This is a genomic window from Sporolactobacillus sp. PKPK-6 (assembly GCF_056678885.1).
This window is the reverse complement of record NZ_JBWXPA010000003.1, coordinates 20,246-38,924: the sequence shown is the minus strand read 5'-3', so window position 1 is coordinate 38,924 and position 18,679 is coordinate 20,246. Positions and strand designations below refer to the sequence as shown.

18 protein-coding genes are annotated in these 18,679 nt (G+C 44.0%); 15 read left to right on the top strand and 3 right to left on the bottom strand.

The genetic code is table 11. The features are described 5' to 3' along the window. Positions 1-142: 142 nt before the first annotated feature. The 8 genes from mobT (at position 143) to AC1MBV_RS16175 (ending at position 9,376) form a co-directional block, all read left to right on the top strand. Complete coding sequence (mobT, locus tag AC1MBV_RS16210; RefSeq protein WP_010023706.1) at positions 143-1,345, top strand: MobT family relaxase; 1,203 nt, start codon at positions 143-145, stop codon at positions 1,343-1,345. A 64-nt stretch (positions 1,346-1,409) separates the two neighbouring features. Continuing rightward, positions 1,410-1,631 (top strand): hypothetical protein, encoded by a 222-nt coding sequence (locus AC1MBV_RS16205; protein ID WP_010023708.1) that lies wholly within the window; start codon positions 1,410-1,412, stop codon positions 1,629-1,631. Between the two features lie 186 nt (positions 1,632-1,817). Further along, positions 1,818-2,318 carry an antirestriction protein ArdA gene (locus AC1MBV_RS16200; protein WP_010023710.1) on the top strand — a complete coding sequence of 167 codons (501 nt, stop codon included), beginning with the start codon at positions 1,818-1,820 and terminating at the stop codon, positions 2,316-2,318. Between the two features lie 36 nt (positions 2,319-2,354). Continuing rightward, positions 2,355-2,762: a conjugal transfer protein gene (locus AC1MBV_RS16195; RefSeq protein WP_010023712.1), complete on the top strand. Its 408-nt coding sequence runs from the start codon at positions 2,355-2,357 to the stop codon at positions 2,760-2,762. After that, the gene (tcpF, locus tag AC1MBV_RS16190; RefSeq protein ID WP_047035263.1) at positions 2,731-5,181 is read left to right on the top strand and encodes a conjugal transfer ATPase TcpF; all 2,451 of its coding nucleotides are present in this window, start codon (positions 2,731-2,733) and stop codon (positions 5,179-5,181) included. Before AC1MBV_RS16195 ends, tcpF begins: the two co-directional genes overlap by 32 nt. Next, positions 5,182-7,458, top strand: coding sequence for a CD3337/EF1877 family mobilome membrane protein (locus tag AC1MBV_RS16185; RefSeq protein WP_370646042.1), 2,277 nt, complete (start codon positions 5,182-5,184; stop codon positions 7,456-7,458). It begins immediately after the preceding gene. Continuing rightward, a complete protein-coding gene (locus AC1MBV_RS16180; RefSeq protein WP_093674656.1) occupies positions 7,455-8,462 on the top strand; it encodes a bifunctional lytic transglycosylase/C40 family peptidase in 1,008 nt (335 codons plus the stop codon). Before AC1MBV_RS16185 ends, AC1MBV_RS16180 begins: the two co-directional genes overlap by 4 nt. A 68-nt stretch (positions 8,463-8,530) precedes the next feature. Beyond that, positions 8,531-9,376, top strand: coding sequence for a conjugal transfer protein (locus AC1MBV_RS16175; RefSeq protein ID WP_480948800.1), 846 nt, complete (start codon positions 8,531-8,533; stop codon positions 9,374-9,376). 223 nt (positions 9,377-9,599) lie between these two features. Here AC1MBV_RS16175 and AC1MBV_RS16170 read toward each other — a convergent pair whose 3' ends face one another. Beyond that, a complete protein-coding gene (locus tag AC1MBV_RS16170; protein WP_155217829.1) occupies positions 9,600-9,869 on the bottom strand; it encodes a hypothetical protein in 270 nt (89 codons plus the stop codon). A 269-nt stretch (positions 9,870-10,138) separates the two neighbouring features. Between AC1MBV_RS16170 and AC1MBV_RS16165 the strand changes: the two genes are divergently transcribed. After that, on the top strand, positions 10,139-10,603 hold the full coding sequence (locus AC1MBV_RS16165; RefSeq protein ID WP_480948799.1) for a YdhK family protein: 465 nt from the start codon (positions 10,139-10,141) through the stop codon (positions 10,601-10,603). 174 nt (positions 10,604-10,777) lie between these two features. On the opposite strand, the gene AC1MBV_RS16160 is transcribed toward AC1MBV_RS16165, so the two are convergent. Next, positions 10,778-11,014 (bottom strand): SHOCT domain-containing protein, encoded by a 237-nt coding sequence (locus AC1MBV_RS16160; RefSeq protein ID WP_480948798.1) that lies wholly within the window; start codon positions 11,012-11,014, stop codon positions 10,778-10,780. 63 nt (positions 11,015-11,077) lie between these two features. Continuing rightward, positions 11,078-12,748: a multicopper oxidase family protein gene (locus tag AC1MBV_RS16155; RefSeq protein ID WP_155217833.1), complete on the bottom strand. Its 1,671-nt coding sequence runs from the start codon at positions 12,746-12,748 to the stop codon at positions 11,078-11,080. A 545-nt stretch (positions 12,749-13,293) separates the two neighbouring features. Here AC1MBV_RS16155 and AC1MBV_RS16150 point away from each other — a divergent pair. The 6 genes from AC1MBV_RS16150 to AC1MBV_RS16125 all read left to right on the top strand — a co-directional run bounded on the left by AC1MBV_RS16150 (position 13,294) and on the right by AC1MBV_RS16125 (position 18,669). Further along, positions 13,294-15,693 (top strand): heavy metal translocating P-type ATPase, encoded by a 2,400-nt coding sequence (locus AC1MBV_RS16150; protein WP_139692311.1) that lies wholly within the window; start codon positions 13,294-13,296, stop codon positions 15,691-15,693. A 67-nt stretch (positions 15,694-15,760) separates the two neighbouring features. Beyond that, positions 15,761-15,976 carry a cation transporter gene (locus tag AC1MBV_RS16145; RefSeq protein WP_100489391.1) on the top strand — a complete coding sequence of 72 codons (216 nt, stop codon included), beginning with the start codon at positions 15,761-15,763 and terminating at the stop codon, positions 15,974-15,976. Positions 15,977-16,040: 64 nt separating this feature from the next. Then, positions 16,041-16,256: a copper chaperone CopZ gene (gene copZ, locus AC1MBV_RS16140; RefSeq protein WP_100489390.1), complete on the top strand. Its 216-nt coding sequence runs from the start codon at positions 16,041-16,043 to the stop codon at positions 16,254-16,256. 313 nt (positions 16,257-16,569) lie between these two features. Continuing rightward, entirely contained in the window at positions 16,570-17,235 is a 666-nt protein-coding gene (locus tag AC1MBV_RS16135) for a PspA/IM30 family protein (protein ID WP_139692313.1), read from the top strand. 95 nt (positions 17,236-17,330) lie between these two features. Beyond that, positions 17,331-17,834, top strand: a complete 504-nt coding sequence (locus tag AC1MBV_RS16130) for a DUF4178 domain-containing protein (protein ID WP_093672783.1) — start codon at positions 17,331-17,333, stop codon at positions 17,832-17,834. After that, complete coding sequence (locus tag AC1MBV_RS16125; RefSeq protein ID WP_230459019.1) at positions 17,797-18,669, top strand: DUF4247 domain-containing protein; 873 nt, start codon at positions 17,797-17,799, stop codon at positions 18,667-18,669. Before AC1MBV_RS16130 ends, AC1MBV_RS16125 begins: the two co-directional genes overlap by 38 nt. Positions 18,670-18,679: the final 10 nt, after the last annotated feature.

The following is an 18,679-nucleotide window of genomic DNA, read 5'->3' as shown; positions in this document are numbered from 1 at the left end:
TCTAACAGGGGGGCACAAATACAATAAAAAACAGTTTCAAAATCCAGTAAACACCCTATTCTGTCTAGGTTTCTGGAATTTTTGGAGGATGTCAACTATGCCCCTTTCAGTTGACATCCTCTTTTTGATTGGAGGGTAATCATTGAGCGAAAATGATTTATGGGTACAACATCTGAAGGAAAAGCGGCTTTCATACGGCCTTTCACAAAATCGCCTGGCGGTTGTTGCCGGAATGACCAGACAGTATCTCAACGATATTGAAAACAGCAGGGCTTCCCCATCGGATGACATCAAAACGGCGTTACTAAAAGCATTGGAACGGCTCAATCCCGATGCACCACTTGAGATGCTGTTTGACTATGTGCGGATACGATTCCCAACCACGGATGTGAAGCATGTCATTGAAGACATTCTGCTTTTGAAAATGAACTACATGCTTCATGAAGACTATGGCTTCTATTCCTACACGGAACATTACGCTTTGGGAGATATTTTTGTGATGGTCTCTCCTGATGAACAAAAAGGTGTGCTGCTGGAACTGAAAGGACGAGGCTGCCGCCAGTTTGAGGGATTCCTTTTAGCCCAACACCGAAGCTGGACCGACTTTTTCATGGATGCCATCTGCGAGGGCGGTGTATTCAAGAGGCTGGACTTAGCGATCAATGACAAGGCAGACATTTTGGATATTCCGCAGCTGACGGAAAAATGCCGACATGAAGAATGTATTTCTGTGTTTCGCAGCTTTAAAAGTTACCGTAGCGGCGAGCTCATCCGCCGAGAGGAAAAGGAAGCCATGGGGCACACGCTCTATATCGGTTCTCTAAAAAGTGAAATCTATTTCTGCCTTTATGAAAAGGACTACGAGCAGTATGCAAAGAGTGACATCCCTATCGACGAAGCCGAAGTCAAAAACCGATTTGAAATCCGCCTGAAAAACGAACGTGCCGATCACGCCATCCTTGACCTGATGGCTTACCACGATGCGGAGCGTACGGCTTTTTCCATCATCAACCGTTACCTGCGTTTTGTGGACAAAGTGGAAAATAAGCGACGCAGCACATGGAAAATGAACGAAAACTGGGCCTGGTTTATCGGAAAAAACCGGGAGAAATTGAAATTAACCACCCAACCGGAGCCGTATTCTTTTGACCGGACCTTAGGCTGGTTACAGCGACAGGTGGCCCCGACATTAAAAGTGGCGCTTTGGCTCGACCAGATCAAAGATACTACCGTCATTGATGACATGATCCGGCATGCCAAGCTCACGAAACGCCACGAAAAAATAGTCCAGCAGCAGGCCGATGCTGCCGAACAGATGGTCACGAATCATCATCGGCAAAAATGATCTTTAAACAATGCATCAACGAAATTTTAATCACAAATTGGATGTATAAAAGGAGAAATCGCTCATGAATTTTGGACGGAATTTATACACTTGGTTTTTAAATAATGCTCAGTCTCTCGTCTTGATGGCGATTGTGGTCATCGGGCTTTATCTCGGTTTTAAACGGGAATTTTCCAAGCTGATTGGTTTTCTAGTGATTGCTTTGATTGCCGTGGGATTAGTCTTCAATGCGGCAGGTGTCAAAGATGTCTTACTGAATCTGTTTAACAGAGTCGTGGGTGCGTAACTTTAACACCTGTTCTTTTGGCATGTATAAGGGCTTTTCTTATGCATGCCAAAAAACAGGTACGTCAAACGGTAGTGCGACAGGGAAATGCACTTTTATCTAAATAAATTTAATGGGTAGCCATTGCGCAGTCGAAAACCACTGCTTTTTTTGTATCTATTTTTAGGAAAAGGAAGTGATATATAGATGGAAATGAAAGTCTATATAGCCAATCTTGGCAAGTACAATGAGGGCGAATTAGTCGGTGCATGGTTCACTCCACCCGTTGACTTTGAGGAGGTCAAGGAGCGTATCGGATTGAATCATGAATATGAAGAATATGCCATCCACGATTACGAATTGCCCTTTGATATTGATGAATACACGCCCATTGAGGAAATCAACCGTCTGTGTTCTCTAGCGAAGGAATTAGAAGGAACACCGATTGAGGAGGAAATGAGAGAAATCCAGAACGCCTTTTTTGGCAGTTTTGAAGAAATGGTGGAGCATAAGGATGACATCATCTGTTATCCCGATTGTGATGATATGGAGAATGTGGCCCGTTACCTATTGGAAGAGTCAGGTACCCTTGGTGAAGTCCCTTCTCATTTGCAAAACTATATTGACTATGAAGCTTATGGACGGGATTTGGAGTTGGAAGGAAATTTTCTCGTCACTTCCCACGGTGTTTTTGAATACGTCAGTTAACTAAAAAGTCTCTTAAACAGAAAGGAATAGTGACAGATGAAAAAAATCAGAAGCTATACTAGCATCTGGAACGTGGAGAAGGTGATCTACGCCATCAATGACTTCCAACTACCCTTTCCGGTCACTTTTACGCAAATGGCTTGGTTTGTCTGCTCGCTCTTGCTGGTGGTGCTCTTTGCGAACGTGCCACCGTTGTCTTTCATTCATGGCGTCCTGCTGAAATATGTGGGTCTTCCGGTTGGCTTCACGTGGTTCATGTCACAGAAGACCTTTGATGGGAAAAAGCCCTATGGCTTTCTGAAATCCGTATTTTCCTATATGCTCCGTCCCAAAGTCACCTATGCTGGAAAGTCTGTGAAGCTGAAAAAAGAGACCGTCGGTGGAGCGATTACCGCCGTGAGGAGGGAACGTTATGCTGTATCCGATCAAGTACATCGAAAATAACCTCGTTTTTAATCACGACGGGGAATGTTTCGCCTATTATGAACTGATTCCCTACAACTACTCCTTTCTGAGTCCAGAAGAAAAATACCAGGTGCATGAGCATTTTCGTCAGTTGGTCGCCCAGAGCCGTGACGGGAAAATTCATGCCTTGCAGATTGCTACAGAATCAAGTATTCGGGCCACGCAGGAGCGAAGCAAGAAAGAAATCTCTGGAAGATTGAGAGACATTGCTTGCCGGAAAATTGATGAACAGACTGAAGCGTTAGTCGGAATGATTGGTGAAAACCAAATCGACTATCGCTTTTTTATTGGCTTCAAACTGCTTTTAAACGAACAGGAAGTCAGCCTTAAGGTGATCAGTGAATCCATTCTGATGACCTTTTCTGATTTCCTTTACGAGGTCAATCACAAACTGATGGGCGATTTCGTCAGCATGAGTACGAAAGAGATTAACCGGTTTATGAAAATGGAACACCTGCTGGAAAGCAAGATTTCCCGCAGATTCAAAGTTCGCAGGCTGGATAAAGATGACTTTGGCTATCTGATTGAACATCTTTATGGGAAGACGGGTTCGCCCTATGAGGAATATGCCTACCATTTACCGGCAAAGAAACTGAAGCAGGAAATGCTGGTGAAGCGGTATGACCTCATCAAGCCGACTCGCTGCCTTGTCGAGGAAAACCAGAGATATTTGAAAATCGAGCAGGAAGACCAGACGACTTATGTTTCCTATTTCACGATCAATTCGATTGTACGAGAGCTGGACTTCCCCTCCTCAGAAATTTTTTACTATCAGCAACAACAATTTACGTTTCCAATTGATACATCGATGAATGTGGACATTGTCACGAATAAGAAAGCCTTAACGACGGTTCGAAACAAGAAAAAAGAATTGAAAGACTTAGATAACCATGCCTGGCAGTCTAATAATGAGTCAGGTAACGACGTGATGGAAGCCCTGGATAGTGTCAGCGAGCTGGAAGCGAATCTCGACCAGACCAAAGAAGCGATGTATAAGCTCAGTTACGTGATACGGGTAGCAGCGCCGGATCTGGACGAATTGAAGCGTCGATGTAACGAAGTCATGGACTTCTACGACGATTTAAGCATTAAACTGGTGCGACCGTTCGGAGACATGATCGGGCTGCACGGTGAGTTCCTTCCTGCCAGCAAGCGGTATATGAATGATTATATCCAGTATGTGACCAGTGACTTTCTTGCAAGCTTGGGCTTTGGGGCCGCGCAGATGCTTGGGGAACCAGAGGGGATCTATATCGGCTATAATCTGGACACCGGGCGTAACGTTTACTTAAAGCCGAGCCTTGCAGCACAAGGCGTGAAAGGGTCTGTCACTAATGCACTTGCAGCGGCTTTTCTTGGTTCCCTTGGCGGCGGAAAATCCTTCTCGAACAACTTACTCGTCTATTATGCCGTCCTCTACGGGGGACAGGCGGTGATCTTAGATCCCAAATCCGAGCGTGGTGGGTGGAAGGAAACGCTACCGGAAATTGCCGAGGAAATTAACATCATCAATCTGACCAGAGAGGAACGCAACAAGGGCTTACTTGACCCTTATGTGATTATGAAACAGACGAAGGACGCAGAGAGCCTCGCCATCGACATCCTTACCTTTCTCACAGGCATTTCCAGTCGGGATGGTGAGAAGTTCCCAACGCTTCGTAAGGCGATCCGTCGGGTGACGCAAAGCGACCGACAAGGGCTTTTGTGCGTCATTGACGAGCTATACAAGGAGGGCACCTCCGTTGCGAGCAGCATGGCTGACCATATCGACAGCATTAAGGACAGTAACCTGGGACACTTGTTGTTCTCTGATGGCATGACCGTTCAGTCGATTAGCCTGGATAAGCAGCTGAACATCATCCAAGTGGCGGACTTGGTGCTTCCAGATGCTGAAACCGAATTTAAGGAATACACGACTGTGGAACTTTTAAGTGTGGCGATTTTAATTGTCATCAGCACCTTTGCCCTTGATTTCATTCACTCCAACCGCAGCGTGTTTAAAATGGTGGACTTGGATGAAGCCTGGAGCTTTTTGCAGGTGGCACAGGGGAAGACCCTTTCCAACAAGCTGGTGCGGGCTGGTCGCGCCATGAATGCCGGTGTTTATTTCGTAACCCAGAACGCAGATGATTTACTGGATGAGAAGATGAAAAACAATATCGGTCTGAAATTTGCATTTCGTTCGACGGATATACACGAAATCAAGAAGACACTGGAATTCTTCGGCGTGGACAAGGAGGATGAACAAAACCAGAAACGATTACGTGAACTTGAAAATGGCCAGTGCCTTATCTCTGACTTGTATGGCCGTGTAGGTGTCATCCAGATTCATCCGGTCTTTGAGGAACTGCTCCATGCCTTTGACACCCGTCCACCGGTCAGAAAAGAGGTGACCTAAATGCACCTGAAAAAGAGACGTAAAATTTTCATGGCTGTTCTTTTGGTCACGGTTGGATCGCTGCTTTTCTTCGCACTGCTTGGAACGATTGCCCATGCGGCCGGTCTTGTCGATGATACGGTCAGTGCTCAGAATGCTTACTCTAAATATCCTTTGGGCAATTACCAGCTCGATTTCTATGTGGATAATTCATGGGACTGGCTGCCGTGGAATTGGACCGATGGTATTGGCAAACAGGTCATGTATGGACTCTACGCCATCACGAATTTTATCTGGACGCTCTCCCTCTACCTGTCCAATGCGACAGGGTATCTCGTACAGGAAGCCTATTCCTTAGATTTCGTTTCCAAGACTGCAAACGCGATTGGAAAAAACATGCAAACATTGGCAGGAATTTCGCCCAGCGGCTTTCATAGTTCTGGCTTTTATCCAGGGTTCCTGCTGATTTTTATTTTAATCCTCGGGATCTATGTGGCCTATGTGGGGCTGATCAAGCGAGAGACCACCAAAGTGATTCACGCCGTGATGAACTTTTTGGTGGTTTTTCTTCTGTCCGCTTCCTTTATTGCCTATGCCCCAGACTATATCGGCAAAATCAATGGATTTTCGGCGGACATCAGCAAGGCTAGTCTGTCGCTGGGGACAAAAATGGTGATGCCACACTCGGGAAGTCATGGCCAGGACAGCGCAGCCCTCATCCGGGATAACTTGTTTTCGATACAAGTGCAGCAGCCCTGGCTGCTTCTACAGTATGGCAATTCTGATATGACTAAAATCGGACAGAAACGGGTGGAAAAGCTGCTGTCCGCAGATCCGGACGCAAACAACGGCGCAGACCGGGAAGCGGTTGTTAAAGAGGAAATTGAAAAAGAAGGCAATAAGAACCTGACACTCACCAAGACGACCCCACGTTTGGGGATGGTGTTCTTCCTGTTTCTATTCAATATCGGGATTTCCATCTTCGTGTTTCTACTTTCGGGGATCATGATTTTCTCGCAGATCTTGTTCATCATCTATGCCCTCTTCCTGCCCATCAGTTTTCTGCTTTCCATGATCCCGGGCTTTAATGGCATGGGCAAACAGGCCATCATGAAGCTTTTCAATGTCATCATGACACGGGCAGGCATTACGCTAATTGTCACGATTGCCTTTTCCATTTCCACCATGCTTTACGCCCTATCCGGAGAATTCCCGTTTTTCCTGATTGCCTTTTTACAGATTGTGACTTTTGCGGGTATTTACGCCAAACTGGGTGACCTTATGGGTCTATTCCACTTGCAGGCGAGTGATTCTCAGCAGATGGGAAGCCCAATCCTGCAACGGCCTTATCGGTTCTTACATCGCGAGACGCGGCGATGGAAGCGGAAAATGGGTCGCTTTTTTACGGCCGGAGCAACCGGTGCGGCAGCTGGCCCTGGGGCAAGGGCAAAAGCTTCGAGGTCCGGAGCTTCCCAACAGACGCAAACCCGCAGCCAACGTCCAACACAAGGATCAAAGAAATCCCAGCTTGAGCCTCGTACGGGTCGGTCAGCGGGTGCGGGCAAAGAGACAATAAAGCGAAGCACGGACAACCCAAATCCAAGAAAGAAGCAAACAGCGGCTTTACCTTTGAATACCCGCCAAGTCTTGATTCATGGGAAGACAGAAAAGCACGACACGATGACAAAAAAGACAGAGGACGCCAAAAGTCGTACAGTGCAAAAAATCGCGGACAAAAAACAGAACCGTGAAAAGAACCAAATGCAGCAGCGTCCGACGATTGCGCAACGCCGACTGGAATTTAACCGGACCCGTCAACAAAAGGCAACCGAACAGGATTTCGTTGAACGGCCTAAAACCAAATTAACAAAAGATAAACCAGCCAAGAAGCAAAAAACGGCAAGGCCTCATTCGGCACCTGCACGGTCTGTAATGCCTGATTCCACGCTGAAGACAAACAAAAGGACGATAAACTCAATCCACTCATTCAAGGATCAGGCGAAAAAAAGCCAAGCAAAAAATACCGAGCTCAATCGTCCGGTCGTCCAGATGCCAGATTCTACAGTACGCCAAGATCTCACCAAGCAGGATCTTAACAGGAGAAGCCCAGTTGCGACGCAGAAAGAGCACGCACCGACTCATCCAAACGCAACGCGACAACCGTTTACACCAAAAAAGAGCCGACAACTGGCCCCGATGATCAAAAAACAAGAGGCAACCCTCAGGCATAATCGGACAGAAACGGGTCAACAGACAAGGCAACGCGTGACTCGTAGGCAGAGAGGAAGCCAAAAATGAGATTAAACGTTTGGCTAATCTTCGGTGCCGTCTTCGCTATGCTGATTTCCCTACTAATTTTTGTCGCTGTTTTCATTTCAAATGAAGAGGATGGAGATGGCAGCAGCAATGGGATCGATCTTGCAGGCGCTAATCTGTCACAGGAAGTACTGGCCCACCAGCCAATGGTGGAAAAGTATGCCAAGAAATATCAAATCGAGCGCTATGTCGGTGATTTGCTTGCCATCATGCAGGTGGAAAGCGGAGGTCGTGGCACAGATGTCATGCAGTCGATGGCCTCGACCGGACAACCTCAGCATTCCTTTACTGTGGAGAAGTCGATTCAGCAAGGGTGCAAATATTTTGCGGCTTTACTACAGTCTTCTAGGAAAAAAGGAGGCGACATCAATACCGTGATTCAGTCTTACAACTATGGAGGGAATTTCATCGATTACGTGGCGAGTCACGGTAAAAAATACACCTTTGAACTTGCGGAGAACTTTGCGAAAGAAAAATCCGATGGGGAAAAAGTTTCTTACACAAACCCGATTGCATTGAAGAAAAATAGTGGCTGGCGATACCGTTACGGGAATATGTTCTATGTCGCTTTGGTTTCGCAATATTTGACCGTGGCACATTTCGACAATGCCACCGTTCAGGCAATCATGAACGAAGCCTTGAAATATAAAGGCTGGCGCTATGTGTTTGGGGGAGACAATCCCAACACGTCCTTTGATTGTAGTGGATTGACGCAATGGAGCTTTGGAAAAGCGGGCATTAGACTGCCTCGGACAGCTCAGGAACAGTATGACGTCACGCAGCATCTTCCGCTATCGGAAGCGAAACCGGGAGATTTGGTTTTTTTTCACGATACCTATAATGCAGCTACTTATATCACACACGTCGGTATTTATGTCGGTAACAATCGCATGTATCAAGCTGGTGATCCGATTGGGTATGCCGATCTTACAACCTCATACTGGCAGAAACACCTAGTCAGCGCCGGTCGGATCAAAAACAAATAGAAAGGAAGATTTAAGCTATGAAAATAAGAAAAAAAGAAAAGCAGCTCAAGTCCCCAAAGATCCACGTGATGAAAGTCGGAATCCACAGAAAATGGGTCATTTTTCTGTGGATTCTGCTGATAAGCAGTGTTGCTTTTGGCATCTACAAAAATTTTACCGCCATCAATAGGCACACGGTTCATGAAACAAAAGTGATTGAAAAACAAGTGATAGATATCAACCCGATCGAAAATTTCATCAAAAACTTTGCCAAAGTCTATTATTCATGGAAAAACAACCAGAATGTAATCGACCAACGGACAGAAGCTCTCAAAGGGTATCTGACTAAAGAATTACAGGATTTAAACATCGACACCATTCGCAGGGACATTCCTACCTCTTCTTCAGTTAACGACGTGGAAATCTGGAAGGTAAGGCAAATCGATGAACACGAGTATGCCGTCATTTTTTCCGTTGATCAGCTGATAACGGAGGGCGACACAAAAAAGGCGGTGAATGCCTCTTATGAGGTGGGAGTCTATATGGATAAAGCCGGAAACATGGTCATCGTCAGAAATCCCACCATTTGCGAGATTCCTGTGAAGTCAGGTTATGAGCCAAAAGCAGTAGAAAATGATGGTACGGTGAATGGAGGTACGACAGAAGAAATCAACGTATTTTTAAAAACGTTCTTTAAACTATATCCTACTGCAAGTAAAGAAGAACTGTCCTACTATGTCAAAGACAATGTGCTGAAACCGATTGGCAAGGACTATGTCTTTTCAGAGATGATCAATCCGGTGTATCGGAAAGTGGGCAATCAAGTGCAGGTTTCAGTATCCGTGAAGTATCTCGATCAGCAAACAAAGGCGACGCAGATTTCACAGCTTGATTTGACTCTGCAAAAAGATAAAAATTGGATGATTGTTAAATAAAAAATATTTCGGTTAGTTCAAAGAAGTTAAGCCATTTATCTCAGAAAAGCTAAAAATATCAGTAGAAGTATTGGATGAAAAAAAGAAGTTTAGCTTCTTGATTACTTTTTTCAATAAGTGCCTAATATTAACCCACCGGCTGCCAGTAGGTTTTTTCAGGACTCGGTGAAATATTCTCATACAGTCTTAATGGTTCAACTTCGTAGCATTATAAAAGAAGAGTTTATTCGGGCTGTCTTTTTGTCTTGACAGGAAAAATATGAGGGGAAACGAGAGAATGCATTTTTCTTTCGGGCTTTTTTTCTTTTATTAGGTGGACTAAAGTATCTCTTAAAATCATTGCCAAAGGTACTGTTTTCAATTTCAGTAACCACCTTAGTAATGCTTTTTTTATGGTACGAAATGCTTTAAGGCGTTCATCATTGATAAACTGATTCCGCATCTCGTATGTATTTGTATCCCTCAATGATTTTATCTGCTCTTTACTAGCCAACTGGCATACCTCCGTAGGAACTCAATAACCTTATTATAACGTAAGTACAAGCCCTGGAAGGGGGGACATCGCAGTTCCCAAATCTGACAGGGCATACGATTTATTTTCATCTTATAGGGTATATTACCTGATGTGATTAATTTTTATTGTGTCAGGAGTGATCAGCTTTGGCAATAAAAAAATTTTGCGTATCCTTTTTTTTATTAGTTCTTGTTGTAGCGTTAACTGGGTGTAGCACAAACCAGGGAACAAATGACAGTTCAAGCTCCATGAGCCATGATATGAATAGAGATCATGATCAGCACGCTATGTCGGATCGCGATGTTCCACAGGGCCTTGTGGCAACAATGAATCCTGAATTTAAAAAGGGGAGTAAAGTGACGCTGAAAACAGATCATATGTCCGGTATGATGAATGCTAAAGGAACGGTTGCCGGAGTTTATACTACTAATGTGTATACTGTTACTTATCATCCAACTAATGGTGGGAAGGTGGTTAGAAATCATAAGTGGGTTATCCAGCAAGAGTTACAGACTCACAACAAAGGACTTCTCAAAACGGGGACAAAGGTTAAGCTAAATGCCAGCCATATGCCAGGGATGATGGGCGCAGAAGCAACAATTGACAGTGCTAAGCAAACGAATATTTATATGGTCAATTATACCGATACTAAGACTGGAAAAGTGATAAAAAACCATAAATGGGTGACTGAAGATGAATTGATATCTCGATAATTCATCTATATTTTGATCATTATTCGTTCTTTCCTCTCCTTTTATTCAAGGTATACCGATGCTCATTTTGCAGATTTTAATTTTTCTATGAATTAGTAGCTACTCATGCAATAAAGTGAGGGGGAAAGTCATATTGACTTTCCCCCTTACACTTATTTAAGACCTATCACATGTTCAGTCATCCAAAATCTTTTTCATTTTTTTGTATTCATCCTCTGTGATTTCACCTTGGGCAAATCGTTCTTTTAAAATCACGTACCCTTGTTTATTGGTGTCTGAATGGTGATTCAATTTTTTAATTAGGGTAACTACTAGATAGATCACGGCAATAAACAGTGATAGTTGCACAAGCCATCCGATAAAACCCATACCTAAACCAAAACCATTCATCATACCACCATTCCATCCCATCATATCTACCACCACCTCTGAGACTATTGTAACATGATCGTTTAGCCTCTATTTTAAGAATACTTACTCTGGTTTATTGTTACTCGAAGAACTTGGAACATAACTTGAATGGAAATCTGTATACTGGACCTCGGTTATCATCCCTGCGTTCGCGTGATGCAGATCGTGGCAGTGAAACAGCCAGTTACCCGGATTATCGGCCAGGAAGGCAACCTCATAAGTTTCACCCGGTTTTACATTCAACGTATCTTTGTAAATGGGGGAACCGCTGACCGGTTTGCCATTTTTGCTCAAAACCTGGAAAAAGTGGCCATGGAGATGCATTGGATGGTTATTCATATGATCACGATTGACCAGCTTGACCTTCACGCGATCACCCGTTTTAACCTTAATCGGATCTGTATTTGGGAAGGTTTTCCCATTGATCGTATAGATCATCCCATTATTGTTCATACCTGCATTAAGGTTCATGGTATAGGTGACGTCGTATTTTTGATTCAGCGTAAACTCAGGTTTTGTTTTAGACCCGTAGTCAGCAAAGTTTATAGCCGGCAATTGTGTGCTTGCATTAGGTTGATCGGTTGTAGCCTTGCTACCTTCGTAGTCAATTAAGGCCTTCATCCCGTTCGTACCCTTTGCTGTTCCATGATCTTCGATATACCATTTTCCCGGATTGTCCGCAGTAAAGGCTACATCATATCGTTCACCTGGTGCGATGGAAATGACCTGGTTTTTAACGGCCAGCGGATTGTTTATAGGTTGACCATCAGTTGCAATTACTTTAATGTTGTGACCATGGATATGAATGTTATGCGGGAGGTAGCCGGCATTAATGAAACGCAGCCGAACATTATCCCCTTTCTTGACCGTCAGAGGTTTAACCAGACTGCCGCTTTTTCCATTAATCGTGTACAAGTCGTACATGCTCATATTATCGGCCATCATATTCCCGGGCATATTCATGCCGTTGCTGTTTCCGCTATCTGAACTGCTGTTGTCCATATTATCCATATTCATTCCACTACTGCCACCACTATTTGAGCTGCCTTGATCTGAACCGCCCATATCCATGCCGGGCATGCTGCCCATTCCGGAATCTCCGTTGTTTTTATTGCTTTGACCCGCAGGTGTCATCGCTTTAATCTGACTGTTGATCTGATTTTTATCGGTCATCCATTCGTCCAGCATTAGGGTGTAATCCTTATCATATTTTTCTTTAGGATCTTCAACAATGAAGGCTCCATATAACCCTCGGTCCACCTGATTCACTGAATCCTGGTGAGAGTGATACCAATAAGTGCCTGCTTTGTCAGCAACGAACTCATAAGTGAAGCTCTTTCCTGGGGCTACCGCGTTTTGTGTGACACCTGGGATACCATCCATTTTATTAGGAACTGGATAACCGTGCCAGTGAATCGAAACGGGTGCAGAAAGCTCATTCTTTAAGGTGACACGCACTTTCTGGCCTTTTTGTACATGAATTTCCGGTCCGGGTGCTGATCCGTTAAACGTCCAAACTGGGACAGTAACGCCGTTGCTCAATTTTTGTGTCCCTTTTTCGGCAACAAGCGTAATATTTGGCCCTCTCAATATTTTGGGTGATTCTGAAGCAGCTGATTCGCTGCTCGCAGCCTGCTTGTTGGCTGTTTTGTTGCTATTTTCTGTAGTCGCAGAGCACGCAGTAATGATGAGTAGTGTGAAAATTGCCAGTGCGACGAAAAGAAACTTTTTCATGGGTACACTCTCCTTATCTCGTTTCCACAAGTGTATCGAACAAATGTGGAGAAACTGTGAAGATTTATAAATACTCAATAAAAATAAAGTTTAAATCAATGTATCTAGAGATCGTAATGATCAAGAAATCTATAGCTATTAAATGTTAAATATAAAAGGCAGAGATCGTATCATTCCTTAGAACTGAGGGAATAAGGAAACCTGATGTTTCTCTGATTTTCCATTTCTATTCGTGCTTGTTCGCAAATGATTTCAAAAAAGATATGATATTTTTCATATCCTAACAAAAACTACACATCTGTTTATTAGAATAAATGAGACCAAGGGATAAGCAGTGCCTTCATTTAATTACGAAAAGCCCCACGACTAGGTATAACAGATCGCACAATTTATCATTTGACACGTATACCCCCCATGGGTATAATAAAGCTGAAAGAAGATGGCAGGAGCTGCTAACCTGAATCTTTAGTTGGAATAAATACAAATCATTTATTCTGGGGGTTCACATTGACTTCTGGATGAACGGATATAAGGGGATGAAATGGATGAGTTCAAAGGCAATGCAGATTGGGATTACAGGGATGACCTGTGCTTCCTGCTCGACAAGGATTGAAAAATCGCTCAATAAGATGGATGGCGTCGAAGCGAATGTCAACCTCGCATTGGAAAAAGCGAAGGTGACCATCCATGAGGAAAAAGCAAAACCCACGGACATTGTACAAAAGATTGAAAAGCTGGGTTACGGCGTGCGAACGCAAAGGTTGGATACGGATATTCTTGGTATGACCTGTGCCTCTTGTGCCGCGCGTATTGAAAAGGGATTGAGCCGTATGGCAGGTGTAGTATCAGCCCAGGTTAATCTAGCGACTGAGTCTGGAACTGTGATCTTTCAGCCCGGGATCACCGAACCTACTGCGATTTATGATCAAGTCAAGAAACTCGGTTACAAGGCTGTCCCGAAACAAGAACAGGCGACGGACGAAAAAGAGAAGGAACTTAAAAGAAAGCTGCAGAAACTGGTCTTGTCCGCTGTTCTTTCGCTGCCGTTGCTTTACACCATGATTGCACACTTGCCCTTTAACACAGGCCTACCGATCCCTCAGTTGCTGATGAATCCATGGTTCCAGCTCATCTTGGCTGGTATTGTGCAGTTCTACATTGGCGGCCAGTTTTATATCAGTGGTACAAAGGCTCTATTAAATAAGAGTGCCAATATGGATGTTCTGGTTGCACTGGGTACGAGTGCTGCTTACTTTTATAGCGCGTTCGAGACACTCCGTTATCAGTTTGGCGGACTCACCAGTCCTGAGCTGTATTTTGAAACGAGTGCGATTTTAATTACGCTTGTCCTGTTGGGTAAATATTTTGAATCACGTGCAAAAAGGCGGACGACTGCGGCGATTACTGAACTGATGGGACTGCAGGCCAAAGAGGCGACAATCATTGAGGACGGGAAGGAACGAAAAGTACCGATCGATCAGGTTGCTGTCGGTGATTTGTTACGTGTCAAACCTGGAGAAAAAATACCTGTAGATGGTATCGTTGTCAACGGCCGTTCTTCTGTTGACGAATCAATGATTACTGGTGAATCCATCCCTGTCGAAAAAGGAAAAGATGACAAAGTAATCGGCGCAACGGTGAATGCAAATGGAACGCTGACCATGAAGGCTGAAAAAGTAGGGAAAGATACGGCACTTGCCGGGATTGTCAAGATTGTTGAGGAAGCCCAGGGATCAAAAGCACCGATCCAGCGGCTCGCTGACAGTATCTCGGGTATCTTTGTCCCGATTGTGATCGGTATTTCGGTGCTGGCATTTCTTGTCTGGATTCTGTTTGTCACTCCCGGTCAGTTTGCCCCAGCACTGATTGCGGCTATTAGTGTCCTTGTGATTGCCTGCCCTTGCGCTTTAGGCTTGGCAACGCCGACATCCATCATGGTTGGAACCGGCAAGGGGGCTGAGAACGGCATTCTTTTTAAAGGAGGTGAATATCTCGAAACAACCCAAAGTCTGCAGGCTATTCTGTTCGATAAGACGGGGACAATTACTAATGGTAAACCTGAAGTTACTGACATTATTGCACTGAATGGCGCAGCAAAAGAAGAACTCTTAACGCTTGCTGCTTCAGCAGAATCAGCCAGTGAACATCCGCTGGCGCAGGCGATTGTTACCTATGGAAAGCAAAGCAGCCCGGATCTCCCATCACCGGATCAGTTCAAAGCTCTTGCCGGTTATGGTATTAAAGCAACTGTTTCCGGGAAGGAAATAGCAATCGGCACACGGCGGCTGATGAAAGAGGGAGACATTTCTTATTCTGAGACTGAGGAACGGATGAAGAAGCTTGAATCTGAAGGGAAAACGGCAATGTTTGTTGCCTACGATGGCAAACTTCAGGGGATCATTGCCGTTGCAGACACGATCAAGAAATCTTCGAAGCAAGCCATTGAAGAATTAAAGACACGTGGTCTTTCGGTGTATATGATTACGGGCGATAATGAGCGGACGGCTCAGGCGATTGCCAGACAGGCAGGCATTGACCATGTGTTTTCCGAGGTCCTTCCCGAGGAAAAAGCAGCTAAAGTGAAAATTCTTCAAGAAAAGGGACTGAAGGTAGCCATGGTTGGTGATGGAATAAATGACGCTCCGGCATTGGCTACAGCAGATATCGGCATGGCAATTGGCACTGGAACAGACGTGGCAATTGAGGCAGCTGATATCACATTGGTCGGTGGCGATCTGCTTCATATTCCAAAAGCGATTGATTTGAGTCGGAAAACGATGCGGAACATTCGTCAGAACTTGTTCTGGGCACTGTTCTATAATACGGTTGGCATTCCAGTGGCCGCACTCGGCCTGCTTGCGCCTTGGGTAGCCGGCGCTGCCATGGCCTTTAGTTCCGTATCCGTCGTGACGAACAGTTTACGTCTGAAACGGGTCAAAGTCTGAAATTGAAAGGTTTTTTGACTGAGAAGCTGTAGAGCATCAAAAAAGATGAAAAGGAGATTGACGACTTATGGCAAAAACAAAGCTTGATGTTAAGGGTATGATGGGAGACCACTGCAAGAATCTGGTGACTCAAACACTGAAGGGTCTTGATGGGGTATCTGCTGTCTCTGTTGATCTTAAAACTGGTGAAGCTGCTGTCGACTATGATGAAACGAAAGTACAATACGACAAAATGAAAGAAGCTGTCGAAGAACAAGGATACGATGTTGTTGGACAGCACTGACGTTTAAATCTGTCCATTCATCTTTAAATAAAAAATTTTCAGTATAAAAAAGGAGATTGAAACGATGGCAAAGACCACACTTGATGTAAAAGGTATGCATTGCGGACATTGTAAAGCCTCGGTTACAAATGCTTTAAAGGGATTAGATGGTGTATCTGACGTTTCTGTGGATCTTGAAAAAGGTAAAGCGTCAGTTGAATATGATGATGCAAGGATTCAGTTCAGTAAGATGAAGGAAGCAGTTGAAGAACAAGGATACGATGTTGTCGGACAGAATTAATTGTTAAGAAGTGCCTCGCCCGAAATGGGTTAGAGGCACTTTTTTAATATCATAAAAGAAACAAGACAATGAATTAAAGTAAAAAAACGGGTAGCTTTGATGTTTCAAAATCATGTTCAATTCTCTTTTTAGAGAAATATCACTTTTACATGGATTCTACACATTTAACGTGTAATCTTATTGCAGTAGAGAAGGGGGGAGTTGATACAAAACAACAAATGACGAATGTACTCGTAAATAAGGTAAAAAAGTGTTGGTCGCCCTTTAAGGGGGTCCGATATCGGTATGAAAAACAATCAGGAGGTTTTATTGAATGTCACTATTTAAAAGACTGCGTGACCTTACCGTTTCAAATATTTATGCTGTGATTGAAAAAGCGGAAGATCCGATTAAGATGACCGACCAGTACCTGCGTGATATGCAGGAGGACTTACAAGAAGCTGAACGGGGAGTCGCTGCACAAATTGCTCTTGAAAAAAAATTCAAGGCTCTTTACGAGGAACAAAAAGCTCTTGTGGCCAAGCGTGAAGAACAGTCACATCTGGCGGTTGAAACCGGTGATATGGATCTGGCACGAAGAGTCATCGAGGATAAACAAAACGCTGAACAAAAAGTGACTGAATACAAGAAACGTTATGAACAAAATCAGGTCGCGGCAGAAAATCTTCGTCAAAAACTAGACGAGATGCGAAAACAAGTTGCAGAACTGAAAGATAAGCGGGAAACGTTGGTCGCACGGGTTAACGCCGCCGAGGCGCAGAAAAAGATTAATGACACCATGTCTGGCTTTGATTCCAATACAGCGATGGCCGGACTGAAACGTATGGAAGAAAAAACATTGCAGCTAGAAGCCGAGGCGGAAGCAAGCGGGGAAGTCTATAAAAAAGAAAAATCCATCGATGAAGAGTTTGAAAATTTGGGGAAGGACAAGAAGGTCGAAGATGAACTGGCACAGCTCATCGAACAGCATAAAAAATAAGGGATAACAATAGGCAAATCAATGAGCCGGCACGCCGAGAAAATTACAAAAGACGGCTGTCGGTTTTATTTTTGCAAGTTGAAAGGAGATAAAAAATGTCCCTATTTCATCGAATCATCAATTTAGTAAAGAAGCCAGAACCACCGATTGAAGAAAAAACTCCTTACACTTTATCTATTGGTGATATTGTTGATCTTTCACTTAATAGTTATACCGTTGCGGGTCGAGTGTTATTCCCGCAACGCCAGGAAGCTTTTTTTACGATAAAGGATGGGAGTACGATCAAATATTTACGGGTTGCTAAGAGGGAAAAACTGGAGCTGTCTCTTTATGAAGCGATTGATGGACGTCTGGAAGATATTAATGAGATTCCAACGACCATTGAAATGGAAGGGACATTGTATCATATGGAAGATCAAGCGGTAGGCGCAGCCCATTCTTCAGGTGATACGCCTTTTGCATCCTCTAGTGAACGTTATCTTTGGGACTTTCAATCAGATAACTGGAAACTACTGCGAATCGAATGGCAGGCTGGCCAGATGATGTTGTATGAGGGAGAGGATGTCCTACCAATGGACGTCAGGATCATTCAGTCATGAAAAAAAGGAAGCGTTAAATATGATTAAGCGATTGTCAAACAGCATAAAAATTGTATTGGCTATTGTACTCGGGGCTTCCCTTTTAACCGGATGCTCCGCATCCGGCTCCGGACAGCCAGCCGTTACCGGTGGCTATCCGCTGACCTCCGTATCCAAAAACGGAAATCAGGAGTCTTATATTTATCAGGCTGACAAACAGTCGGTTCCAGAAGTAGCCAAGAAACTAAGCGACCAAAAGAAGCCGGATCAGATCTCAAGAAACGACAACCAGCAAATGTTCCTTGTCTATTCTGATGAATTATATGATCTTCAAAGAGACAAAAAGAACCCCGATAATACCCTGATTGAAGTAAGTAATAAAGAATTTGTTCGCAACAATTACAGTTCGTCGTTTTTGAAGGGCTATCTGTCTGCCGTTCTCTTGGATCGATTGTATCAATTGGGAAAAGGCGCTCTAGGTAATTATCGTGGCTATACGGATGGTAATACAATTCGGCCAACGGTAAAGTATCAGCCCCCTACCGCCAGCGAAAAGAAAACGATCCCTCCAATAACGAAGCAGACAACCGGTTCGATTATTAAGCGTAGCAGCTCCGGGAATAACTCGAACTCGTTTTCAAGTACATTCTCAAGAATAAGGAATAGCGTTACAAAAGATGTAGGACAGGCGATTAATTCGGTTGAGAGAAATACGGGGAAAATCTTGAAATCGGATACGGGTCAAGGAACGAGTAAAGTTTTTCCAAAAAATTCAAGAATTTCAATCCCAAAAAATAATTCTCCACCAAAAGTCAAATTCAAAAGTTTTGGAAGGATCATGAGAAGAAGCAGATAAATTCGATTGT